Below are 12706 nucleotides of genomic sequence, written 5' to 3' on the forward strand. Positions count from 1 at the left end.
AACTAAGAAACTATGATGAAATATATAAAATATGCTTTCAGTTTAGGACTTGTTTTGCTTTTCGCAATAAGTTGTGCTGAAGACGATAATACAGATTATGTAAATAACATTACAGCACCTACAAATGTGTCGGCTGCTGTAACTGTTACCCAAGACAATACGGGGTTGGTTACCATTACACCACTAGCAGAAGGCGCTGTAAGTTATGATGTTAGTTTTGGAAATGGATCTGACGATGTAACAGATATAACTCCAGGAGAAGGGGTATCATCTACTTACGAAGAAGGATCTTATATTGCTACCATTACAGCGGTTTCTTTAAACGGATTAACAACTTCTGCAGATCAAACGGTGGTGGTATCGTTTAAACAACCTGAGAATTTAGTGGTAACAATAGAAAACGATGCAGCCATTTCTAAACAAGTAAATGTATCTGCAACTGCAGATTATGCTACAGGTTTTGAAGTATATTTTGGTGAAGATGCCGATGCAAATCCAACACCTCTTAATATAGATGAAACCATTTCGTACCAATATCAAGATGCCGGAACGTATACTATTAAAGTGGTAGCCATGAGTGCTGCAGCAGTAACTACAGAATATTCTGAAGAGTTTGTAGTGACCGCCATTCTTCAACCTTTAGAAGCTGCACCAGTGCCAATTAGAGATCAAGCAGATGTTATTTCTATATATAGCGATAATTATACAGATCCAAGTGGTATTGATTATAACCCGAATTGGGGACAAACTACAACGTACACTCAAATTGATGTAAATGGAAATAACATGATTCAATACGGAGATATTACATACCAAGGAATCGATTTTAGTGGTTCTACAGTAAATGCTTCTGCAATGGAATTTATTCACGTAGATGTGTGGACCGCAAATGCAGATTTTAACGCAAAAATGTCACCAATTAGTGCAGGACCTAACGAAACTGCGGTCGAGTTAGAATTAACTCAAGATGAATGGACGTCGTTCGATATTCCAGTATCGGTGTTTACAGAACAAAATGGAGCCTTAGATTTTTCAAATATTATTCAATTTAAGTTTGAAGGTGTCGAATCTGGAGCAGGAACTATATTTATAGATAACCTATTCTTTTACAAAGTACCTTCTGGTATTGAAACAGGAATTGTAGGAACATGGAAATTAAGTTCGGTAGCTGGTGCTTTAGGTGTGGGTCCATCTGTGGGAGATATATCTTGGTGGAATTGTGACGATGCTTGTGTTACAGAACGTGCTTGTTATTATGATGATACGTATGTGTTTAACGAAGATGGTACATTCCAAAATGAATTTGATGGAGAAACTTGGGTAGAAAATTGGCAAGGCGGATCTAATAGTTGTGGAGCTCCTGTAGCACCACACGACGGATCTAATGCTGCAACTTATGTATATGATGAAGATACAAACTCTATTACACTTAATGGTAAAGGTGCTTTTTTAGGATTAGCAAAAGGAACAAATTCTGGAGAATTAACAAGTCCAGACGATGCTCCTGATTCTATTGTTTATTCAGCTACATTTTTAGATCCTAATACATTATCTGTAGTTATAGAAACCGGAACAGGTTCAGGAACTTTTTGGCAATTTACATTGGTTAGAGAGGGCGTGGTAAGTTCGCCTTTAACGGGAACATGGCAAATGTCTCAAGAAGCAGGTTCTTTAGGCGTTGGTCCGAGTATAGGAGATGTGTCTTGGTGGAATTGTGACGATGCTTGTGTTACAGAGCGTTCTTGTTATTACGACGATGCGTATGTGTTTAGTGCAGACGGCACATTTAAGAATGAATTTGGTGGAGAAACTTGGTTAGAAAAATGGCAAAGCGGTTTTGATGGTTGTGGAACACCTGTAGCACCATTCGACGGATCTAACGCTGCAACGTATACTTATAGCGATAATAAATTAACATTGAATGGATTAGGTGCTTATATTGGACTAGCAAAAGCAACCAATGCTGCAGAGATTTCAGATCCTGCAGATGCACCAGACTCAGTGAGCTATACTTTATCTTTTATAGATAATAACACCATTAGCGTGTCTATTGAAACAGGAACTGGGTCAGGAACATTCTGGCAATTCAAACTGGTAAGAATCTAAAAAAAACTAAAACATGATGAATAACATAAAATATTACATAGGACTTTTTCTTTCGGTTGCCATGTTGTTTACAAGCTGCCAAGAAGACGATACGTCTATAGGTGACATTGTAGCGCCATCAGCTGTAACTATATCCGCAGAGATTGTAGGTGTAGATGCCGATAATCCTTACGGAGATGGTAGTGGAATAGTGAATTTCACATCTACTGCTAATGATGAAATTACATACCAATTCAATTTTGGAGATGGTAAAACAGATGTAGCACCATCTGGTGAAATTGAACATAGATTTACATCAACAGGTATTAATACCTATACCGTTGTGGTAAATGCTGTAGGTACAGGAGGTGTAAAATCAAGTACATCTATGGACGTTGAAGTGTATAGCTCTTTTTCTGATGTAGAAGCAGAAGATTTTCTATCAGGAGAATTAGTAGGAGATTCTAAAACATGGTATTGGGCAGCAGATATTCCTTTACATGTTGGATTAGGGCCTATTGAAGATGATTACGGAAATGGAGAATTTGCTTATGAAGCTTGGTGGGGATCTATTCTTGCTTGGGATGCAGAAAAGTATTGTATGTATAGCGATGAGTTTGTATTTACACGTACAGCAGACGGATTAACGTTCGAGCAAACTGCAGGTATTGCTTTTATTCCTGGTGCTTATGGCGATGAAATAGGAGTGACTGGAGATACATGTTACGACGAAACTGTTGCAACAACCATGTATGGTGTTAAAGATGTATCTTTTTTACCATCCTCATCTAAAGCAGCCTTAGAAGGCACATATAACAATGAAGCCTATAGAGGAACGGCGTTCGAACTGTCTGATGGTGGATTTATGGGATGGTATGTAGGAGCAAGTTCTTACGATATTATTTCGGTTACAGAAAACACTTTACGTGTAAGAATCATTCAACCAGGATTTGGTGCTTGGTATCAAGTATTCACATCTAGTAAACCTGTTGAAGGTGAAGTAGATTTTGAGTCAGAATTTAACGACTTAGTATGGTCAGATGAATTTGATACAGATGGTGCACCAGATGCAACAAACTGGACCTACGATACAGGTGCAGGTGGCTGGGGTAACCAAGAGTTACAAACCTATACAGACGATGCTAGTAATGTAATTGTAGAAGATGGTGTATTAAAAATTACAGCCATTAAAGATGGAGATACATATACGTCTGCAAGATTAAAATCTCAAGGGTTACAGTCGTTTAAATACGGACGTGTAGAGGCATATGCAAAATTACCAGCGTCTCAAGGCACATGGCCAGCAATTTGGATGTTAGGTTCTAATATCGATACCGTAGAATGGCCTTCTTGTGGAGAAATAGATATTATGGAGCAAACAGGAAGCGATAAAGAAACCTCTCTTGGTACATTCCATTGGCTAGATGCTAGTTCAAGTACAAATGCGAGTTATGGCGAAACGTTAGCAGTAAGCGATGTGTCTTCAGAATTTCATTTATATACTTTAGAATGGACAGCAGATCATTTAATTATTCTAGTCGATAACGAACAAGTTGTGTCTATGGATAATGCAGACAATTTACCTTTTTACGATAAGAACTTTTTTATGATTCTTAATGTTGCAATGGGCGGTACTTTAGGAGGCGATATCGATCCTGACTTTACTAACGATTCCATGGAAATAGATTACGTAAGAGTATACCAATAATAATGTTTGTGGTTTTTTACGAGGGCAGTGTTATATACAAATCCTGCCCTCTAAAAAACACTTTTAAAACAAAACCCTAAATTAAATTTTACAGAAGGATATAATGTTTATATCGGTAATAAGACACCGTTATGTAGTTAAAACATTCATATAAGATTTCGAATATTTTTAAATAGCCCTTATAAATAAAACGATTAATGAAAAATACGATGCATAAAGAATCAGAAAAAAACAATAGTTCTAGTACTAATACTCCAGACACGAAATTAGTAACTCTTAATGGCGAAACATATTATAAAATTTCGAATAGCGATAGCATGCGCCCATTTTTTATGAGCATTGTTAGCGATTCTAACCATTGGATGTTTATCTCAAGTAATGGCGGACTAACGGCAGGACGAAAAAATGCAGAATCGGCATTGTTTCCATATTATACCGATGATAAAATTACAGAATTAGCCGAGATTACAGGAAGTAAAACCATACTTCAAATTCATATAAAAGGACAATCTATTATTTGGGAACCGTTTTCTGAAAGACAAACGGGTTTATATAAAATTACAAGAAATCTATATAAGAATAGTTACGGAAATAAAATCGTGTTCGAAGAAGTGAATCACGATTTAAAATTAACGTTTAGATATCAATGGAATTCTAGTAATCAGTACGGATTTGTGAAAAAATCTACGCTAGAAAATCATTCAAAAAATACAATTAGTGTAACTGTTTTAGACGGACTTCAAAACCTATTACCATCAGGAGTGACTTCAGCATTACAAAATAGTAGTAGTAATTTAGTAGATGCGTATAAGAAAAGTGAATTACAAACCGAAGTTGGTTTAGGTATTTACGCTTTAAGTGCAGTTATTGTAGATAAAGCAGAACCTAGTGAAGCTTTAAAAGCAAATATTGTATGGTCTTCAGGTTTAAATAATGCAACACATTTATTGTCTTCAAGACAATTAGATGCCTTTAGAAAACACCAAGATATTACCGAAGAAATAGATGTAAAAGCCGAAAAAGGGGCATACTTTATTGTTTCCAATTTAAAATTAGAAACAGAATCAGAAACCGATTGGATGTTTGTAGCCAATGTTAATCAGTCTATTTCAGATGTGGTTAAAATTTCTGAACTTATTAAAAAAGAAAAAGACATTGCAAATGTCATTCAAAAAGATATTGATGCCGGTACAAAACGTTTAATCGCATTGTCTGGCGCAGCAGATGGGTTACAAATTACTGCAGACCCGCTTACAAACATGAGACATTTTTCTAACACGCTATTTAATATTATGCGTGGTGGAATTTTTGACGATGATTACCAGATAGAGAAAGCCGATTTTATTGCATATCTATCTAAAGCAAATACAATTGTTTTCAAACAAAATGAAAACACTCTAAATAATTTACCAGCAGTATTTTTGTTGGACGATATAAAAAATATAGCAGAATCTAGTGAAGATCGCGATTTTAAACGTTTATGTTTAGAATATTTACCACTTAAATTCAGTAGAAGACACGGTGACCCAAGCAGACCTTGGAATAAATTTTCTATAAATACACAAAGTGAAGTAGATGGTTCTAAAATATTGGATTACGAAGGAAACTGGCGTGATATTTTCCAAAATTGGGAAGCGTTAGCACATGCATATCCAGAGTTTATAGAAGGGATGATTCATAAGTTTTTAAATGCGACCACTTTTGAAGGCTATAACCCATACCGTGTCACTAAAGGTGGTTTTGACTGGGAAGTGATTGAAGAAGACGATCCGTGGTCTTACATTGGGTATTGGGGAGATCATCAAATTATCTACTTATTAAAATTCTTAGAATTCATTGAAGATTATTATCCAGGTACATTAGCAAAACGCTTTAATCAAGACGTGTTTGTATATGCTAACGTACCGTATAAAATAAAGTCGTATTCAGACATTTTAAATAATCCGAAAGACACTATAGATTTCGATTATAAATTAAATGCAACTATAGATGAAAAACGTGCCGAATTAGGCGCAGATGGTGCTTTATTAACAGACCAAAACGCGAATATTTATCGTGTTAATTTAATAGAGAAATTACTAGCTACCGTATTAGCAAAAGTGTCTAATTTTATTCCCGAAGGTGGTATTTGGTTAAATACACAACGTCCAGAATGGAACGATGCCAATAATGCTTTGGTAGGAAATGGTGTGTCTATGGTTACGTTGTATTATTTAAGACGTTTCTTAGGATTTTTTAAAGATTTAATAGAAAAATCTGATGTAGAACATACCGAGATTTCTGAAGAGTTAATGACGTTCTTTAACACTGTAGTGTCAACTCTAGAAGAAAATAAAAACATGCTTACAGCTGGTGTTACAGATAAAAATAGAAAAACCGTTTTAGACGGATTAGGAACAGCAGGAAGCATTTATAGAAGTACAATCTATAATTTAAGTTTCTCAAGCCAAAAAGCTTCAATATCTAAATCAGCGTTATTAGACTTTATTACGATTACAACCACATATTTAGAACATAGTATCGATGCCAATAAACGCGACGATAATATGTATCATGCTTACAATTTAATGACGGTTAAAAATGATGATGAGGTGTCTATTTCATACCTATCAGAAATGTTAGAAGGTCAAGTTGCTGTGTTAAGTTCAGGGTATCTTTCTGCAACGCAATCTCTAAGTTTATTAGATAGTTTAAAGCACAGTGCATTATTTAGAGAAGATCAATACAGTTATATTTTATATCCGAATAAAGACTTACCGCGATTCGATCAGAAAAACAATATTCCATCAGAAAAAGTAGAGCAGTCTAACTTATTAAAAGCACTAGTACAAGATGGTAACAGACAGGTTGTAGAACAAGACTTTTTAGGACACTATCACTTTAATAGCAACTTTAATAATGCAAAAAGTTTAAATGCAGCATTAGCAGCTTTAGATAAAAAATACAAAGCATTAGTTGAAGAAGACAAAACATTAGTCTTACAAGTATTCGAAGATATTTTCGATCATAAATCGTTTACTGGGCGTTCAGGAACGTTCTTTGGTTACGAAGGTTTAGGCTCTATTTATTGGCATATGGTTTCTAAATTGTTATTAGCCGTTCAAGAGACGTGTTTATTGGCTATAAAACATACAGAATCTGATGCAGTTATCGGACGTCTTTTAGATCATTATTACGAAATAAACGCAGGAATAGGCGTTCATAAATCGCCAAAATTATATGGTGCATTTCCAACAGATCCGTATTCACATACGCCAGCAACCAAAGGCGCACAACAACCAGGAATGACGGGGCAAGTTAAGGAAGATGTGTTAAGCCGAAGCGGAGAATTAGGAGTGTACGTTGAAGGTGGTAAAATTGTGTTTAATCCTTGTTTATTGCATCCGCAGGAGTTTTTACAAGCACCAGCAGAATTTAATTTCACAAACATTCTAAAAAAGCGTCAAACAATCGCGCTTCAGTCAGGAGAATTATGTTTCACGTATTGTCAAGTACCTGTTGTTTATAAACGTTCGGAACATGAACGTATAGACATTGTTTTTAACGATGATAAGCATATTAATTTTGAAGGTAAAAGCTTAGATAAAGCCATTTCAAAATCAATTTTTGAACGTGAAGGTCATGTTAATCATATCATAGTTTTTGTAAATAAGTAAAAACTAAAGCATGAGGAAACTAAAAATCTATATCACACTTTTTATAGTATTTGTAATGTTAGGATGTCACAACAAGACTCAGGCTACACATGAAAAAACGGCAGCAGATATTTTAGGAAATCCAAAATACCTAGCGATGTCTTATGGCGGTTATCGTGAAAATACGCGCGATGTACAACCTACGGTCCCAGAACTAAAGGAAGATATGAAGATCCTTTCGGCCATGGGAATAAAAGTATTACGAACCTATAATGTGCATTTAGATCAAGCGGCTAATCTGTTAAAAGCGATTCATGAATTAAAAGTAGCAGACCCTAATTTTGAAATGTATGTAATGCTAGGCGCGTGGATAGATTGTAAAAATGCATTTAACTCGGCTAACAGCGAACCGGATCATAATCAGGAAAGTGAGCGTAATGCTGTAGAAATAGAAACGGCTGTTCGGTTAACAAAAGCGTATCCAGATATTGTAAAAATTATTGCCGTGGGTAATGAGGCAATGGTAAAATGGGCGACGAGTTATTACGTACAACCAGGTGTGATTCTAAAATGGGTGAATCATTTGCAAGATTTAAAACAGTCGGGTGAATTGCCATCTGATTTATGGATTACAAGTTCAGACAATTTTGCGTCTTGGGGTGGAGGCGATGCCGAATATCATACAGAAGATTTAAATAAACTGATTAAAGCTGTCGACTATATTTCTATGCATACCTACCCGATGCACGATACACATTATCATCCTGTGTTTTGGGGTGTTGAAGAAAATGAAGCTGATTTAAATGATGTAGAAAAGATTGATGCATCTATGGCACGCGCAAAAACCTATGCTATTTCTCAATACGACAGTGTATACAATTATATGACCAGTTTAGGCGTAAAAAAACCAATTCATATTGGTGAAACAGGGTGGGCTAGTAAATCTAACGCATTGTATGGTGATACTGGTTCTAAGGCCACAGACGAATATAAAGAAGCGTTGTACTATAAATCTATGCGAGAGTGGACCAACGAAAACGGAATGTCTTGTTTCTTTTTTGAAGCTTTCGACGAGCAGTGGAAAGATGCCAATAATTTGTTAGGGTCTGAAAATCATTTCGGACTTATAAACTTACAAGGCGAAGCAAAATATGCATTATGGGACTTAGTAGATCAAGGCGTTTTTAAAGGGTTAACCAGAAATGGTAAGCCCATTACAAAAACCTTTAGAGGCGATATAGAAGCTTTAATGAAAACGGTTACTGTACCACCAATTAAACACTAAAAGTTATGAAACATACACTTATTTTAATATTTCTTTTTGTTACATGTTACGCGTGTAAACAGGAATCAGACGCTACTCGGGTAACGATTTCTGGTCGGCATATACAGGTAAATGATTCAAAATATACCATTAAAGGCATTTGTTATCATCCGGTACCACAAGGCTCAGAACAAAGAGATTTTAAAACTTTAAGTCAGGATTTAGCCTTAATGCAGGAGGCAGGAATAAATACCATTAGAGTATATGCACCTATAGATGATAAAGCGGTTTTAGATGCCATTGCCAAGGCAGGTATTAAAGTAATTATCGGTTTTGGTTACGATCAAAAAGGGTTTTTCGATGTGTATTCAGGGAGTTTTATAAACTATGTAAATACCTATAAAAATCATCCTGCCATTCTCATGTGGGAATTGGGGAATGAATATAATTATCATCCAGAATGGTTTAATGGCGATGTGAAAAACTGGTACAAAGATATGAATGCTGCAGCCGATTTAATTCATCAAAACGATACCAATCACCCTGTGGCAACGGCTCATGGCGAATTACCAGATGATGTTGCATTGTCATTATCTCCTAATATAGATGTTTGGGGGATGAATGTGTACCGATGGGATAATCCTGAGGAAATATTTGCGCAATGGGCAGCAAAAAGCGATAAGCCCATGTATATCTCTGAAGCTGGTGGCGATAGTTATATGACTATGGAAAGTGACGGATTTCAGCAAGGTGAAAATCAGTCAGCACAAGCGCAAGCAAATGCTATGATTCTAGATAAAATCATTGAAAATATTGATCAATGTGCAGGTGTTACTCTGTTTTCATTTACCGATGGTTGGTGGAAAGCAGGAAACCCTGAAAAACAAGATATAGGTGGATGGGCACCAAAAAGTAGTGGTGTGCCTTACGATGGGGCTCCGAATGAAGAATATTGGGGAATAGTAGACATCAATAGAAATAAAAAAGAAACTTTTAAGGTTGTTCAAACCAAATATAATCAGATAAAATAATTAGATATGAGCAAACGAAACTACGTCGCAATTTTTTTAATGATGATCGCATTAACGAGCTGTAAAACCGAACAAAAAGAAAGCAAAGCCACAAATAGCATGACATTTGAAGTCTATGAAACCTCTGAAAAAGGTAATAGTTTAACAAAGTTAGAGTCTTTTGTTGCTGCTAAAGATTCTATTACCATTAAACTATCTCCTGACCAAACATTTCAAACAATCACTGGGTTTGGTGGTGCATTTACGGAGTCTTCAGCTTACTTGTTAAACCAATTAAGTAAAGCGAATCGTGATACAATTTTACAAGCCTATTTCGCTAAAGATGGAGCGAATTATTCGTTAACAAGAACGCATATGAATTCATGTGATTTTTCTCTTACGAATTACTCGTATTCTCCTGTAGAAGGCGATAAAGATTTAGAGCATTTCACGATTAAAGAAGATATGGATGATTTAATTCCGATGATAAAAGATGCTATGGACGTGTCTGAAGACGGATTTAAAATATTCGCATCGCCATGGACTGCTGCGCCTTGGATGAAAGACAATAAGAAATGGGTTGGTGGTAAATTACTGCCAGAATACTACGATACGTGGTCTTTATTCTTTTCAAAATACTTAGATGCGTATAAAGCAGAAGGTATTGAGATTTGGGGATTCACAGTAGAAAATGAACCTCATGGCAATGGTAATAATTGGGAAAGTATGCATTTTTCGCCTAAAGAAATGACTGATTTTGTGGAGTTTCATTTAGGTCCGAAATTAGAGAAAGACGGATATGGTGATAAAATTATTTTAGGTTACGACCAAAACAGAGCCGGTTTAGACGAATGGGTAGACGAAATGTATAGAAGCGAATCATCGTCTAAATATTTTGATGGGACAGCAATTCATTGGTATGAAAGTACTTACGATGTCTTCCCAGAAGCCTTGCAATACGCACACAAAAAAGCACCAAATAAACTTTTAATTGAAACGGAAGGGTGTATAGACTCTCAAGTTCCTGTTTGGCAAGATGATGCTTGGTATTGGAAAAAAGAAGCTACAGATTGGGGATATGATTGGGCTACTCCAGAAGATAAACATTTACACCCAAAATATGCGCCTGTAAATCGTTATGCTAGAGATATTATTGGTTGCCTAAACAATTGGGTAGACGGTTGGGTAGACTGGAATATGGTTTTAGATCGTCAAGGTGGACCAAACTGGTTCGAAAACTGGTGTGTAGCTCCGGTAATTGTAGATCCAGATGCAGATGAGGTTTATTTTACTCCGTTGTATTATACTATGGCACATTTTAGCAAATATATGCGTCCGGGTGCTGAGGTTATTGGTGTAGATAATTCTGATGAATCTCTTATGGTAACTTCAGTAAAAAATCCTGATGGTTCTATAGCTGTAGTGCTTTTTAACGAATCCACTACTCCTAAAAGTATCAACTTAACATTACACGATAATACCGTAGCATTCGCTATAGACGCAAAAGCCATTCAAACTGTAGTGATTACTGAGTAGCATAAGGCTGTTCAGTACATTTTCAAACAAACTAAAACCAAATTAATACTATGTCAACATCAACTAAAGTCCCTTTTACTCAAAAAGTAGCATTCGGAATAGGTATGCTTGCTAATCAGATGTTTCCAGCCGCAATGGGTATTTTTATGGTTGTTTTAGTCCAAGATTTAGGGTTTCCGGGTTGGATGTGGGGCGTTATATTCTTTCTGCCTAGAATTTTCGATTCTATCACAGATCCTATTATGGGATTCATTTCAGATAATACAAAATCGAAGTGGGGACGACGAAGACAATATGTTTTAATAGGAGCTATAATTATGGGAATTTCATTTTCAATTTTATGGCAGTTGCATCGCGAGAATGGGATTGATTATAATTTTATCTATTTCATGATTTGGTCTTTTATTTTCTATCTCGGTTTAACCATTTTTAGTGTGCCTTACGTGGCCATGGGATATGAAATGAGTGATAACTTTCATGAGCGTACTAACATAATGGCCGTAGCACAATGGATTGGGCAATGGGCATGGGTTATAGCGCCTTGGTTTTGGGTAATTATGTACGATCAAGGTTGGTTTGAATCGGCCGATGTTGCTACACGAACTATAGCCGTTTGGGTTGGTGTAGTATGTATGATTTTTGCTATAGTGCCAGCTGTTTTTATTAAAAGCAGATCGACTTTACACGAAGATTATGCGCCTTTAAATATGAAAACTATTGGAAGTAGTTTTAAAGGTATTATTGATGGTTTTAAAGAAGCATATAAAAACAAACCTTTTAGAAAATTATGTGTGGCTACGTTTTTAGTGTATAATGCATTTAACACTGTAGCGGCATTTACATTTTTTATAGTTGTTTATTATTTATTTAATGGGGATGCTGGTGCAGCTGGAATTTGGCCTACACTTTTTGGAAGTTTAGGGGCATTAGCCACTACATTTTTAGTCATTCCAATAGTAACAAGAATGTCTAAAAAATTAGGTAAAAAAAGAGCCTTTATTGCATCTCAAAGTATTTCTATTTTAGGATATATTATGCTTTGGTTTCTATTTATTCCTGGTAAACCGTATATGTTTATTTTTGCATTACCCTTTTTTGCTTTCGGTATTGGAAGCTTATTTACACTAATGATGTCTATGACTGCAGATGTGATTGATTTAGATGAACTAAACACAGGTTTACGAAGAGAAGGTGTTTTTGGAGCCATTTATTGGTGGATGGTAAAATTCGGATTTGCGATTGCAGGACTATTAAGCGGACTTATATTATCAATGATTGGATTTAATGCAGACACAGCAACACAAACTGATGGAGCTATTTTTGGATTGAGATTGTTCTTTTCAGGCTTACCAATTCTAGGAACATTAATAGCAATTTTAGTAATGCGTAATTATGATCTTACTGAAGATAAATCGAATGAAATAAGAACTCAACTAGAGCAACGTAAACTGAAATCGAATATTTAAAA

General features: G+C 35.7%; 7 protein-coding genes. All 7 read left to right on the forward strand.

The window, feature by feature from the left end:
• The first annotated feature begins 12 nt into the window (after nt 1-12).
• The 7 genes from Q1B05_RS14150 (at nt 13) to Q1B05_RS14180 (ending at nt 12704) form a co-directional block, all read left to right on the forward strand.
• Nucleotides 13-2106, forward strand: coding sequence for a hypothetical protein (locus Q1B05_RS14150; RefSeq protein ID WP_299781605.1), 2094 nt, complete (start codon nt 13-15; stop codon nt 2104-2106).
• Between the two features lie 13 nt (nt 2107-2119).
• Nucleotides 2120-3793 (forward strand): family 16 glycosylhydrolase, encoded by a 1674-nt coding sequence (locus Q1B05_RS14155; RefSeq protein ID WP_299781606.1) that lies wholly within the window; start codon nt 2120-2122, stop codon nt 3791-3793.
• Nucleotides 3794-3990: 197 nt separating this feature from the next.
• A complete protein-coding gene (locus Q1B05_RS14160; protein ID WP_299781607.1) occupies nt 3991-7449 on the forward strand; it encodes a hypothetical protein in 3459 nt (1152 codons plus the stop codon).
• A gap of 55 nt (nt 7450-7504) precedes the next feature.
• A complete protein-coding gene (locus Q1B05_RS14165) occupies nt 7505-8713 on the forward strand; it encodes a glycosyl hydrolase family 17 protein (protein WP_299781691.1) in 1209 nt (402 codons plus the stop codon).
• Between the two features lie 5 nt (nt 8714-8718).
• On the forward strand, nt 8719-9723 hold the full coding sequence (locus tag Q1B05_RS14170; RefSeq protein WP_299781608.1) for a glycoside hydrolase family 2 TIM barrel-domain containing protein: 1005 nt from the start codon (nt 8719-8721) through the stop codon (nt 9721-9723).
• Nucleotides 9724-9729: 6 nt separating this feature from the next.
• Nucleotides 9730-11238, forward strand: a complete 1509-nt coding sequence (locus tag Q1B05_RS14175; RefSeq protein WP_299781609.1) for a glycoside hydrolase family 30 protein — start codon at nt 9730-9732, stop codon at nt 11236-11238.
• A 50-nt stretch (nt 11239-11288) separates the two neighbouring features.
• Nucleotides 11289-12704 (forward strand): MFS transporter, encoded by a 1416-nt coding sequence (locus tag Q1B05_RS14180; RefSeq protein ID WP_299781610.1) that lies wholly within the window; start codon nt 11289-11291, stop codon nt 12702-12704.
• Nucleotides 12705-12706: the final 2 nt, after the last annotated feature.

Origin of the sequence: uncultured Formosa sp., assembly GCF_947500765.1 — a bacterium.
Taxonomy (GTDB): Bacteria; Bacteroidota; Bacteroidia; order Flavobacteriales; family Flavobacteriaceae; genus Formosa.

What these genes read in the sequence shown, in the direction of transcription:
- Q1B05_RS14170 (WP_299781608.1), top strand. Translation starts at nt 8,719, where the DNA reads ATGAAACATACACTTATTTTAATATTTCTTTTTGTTACATGTTACGCG.
- Q1B05_RS14180 (WP_299781610.1), top strand. Translation starts at nt 11,289, where the DNA reads ATGTCAACATCAACTAAAGTCCCTTTTACTCAAAAAGTAGCATTCGGA.
- Q1B05_RS14155 (WP_299781606.1), top strand. Translation starts at nt 2,120, where the DNA reads ATGATGAATAACATAAAATATTACATAGGACTTTTTCTTTCGGTTGCC.
- Q1B05_RS14165 (WP_299781691.1), top strand. Translation starts at nt 7,505, where the DNA reads ATGTTAGGATGTCACAACAAGACTCAGGCTACACATGAAAAAACGGCA.
- Q1B05_RS14160 (WP_299781607.1), top strand. Translation starts at nt 3,991, where the DNA reads ATGAAAAATACGATGCATAAAGAATCAGAAAAAAACAATAGTTCTAGT.
- Q1B05_RS14175 (WP_299781609.1), top strand. Translation starts at nt 9,730, where the DNA reads ATGAGCAAACGAAACTACGTCGCAATTTTTTTAATGATGATCGCATTA.
- Q1B05_RS14150 (WP_299781605.1), top strand. Translation starts at nt 13, where the DNA reads ATGATGAAATATATAAAATATGCTTTCAGTTTAGGACTTGTTTTGCTT.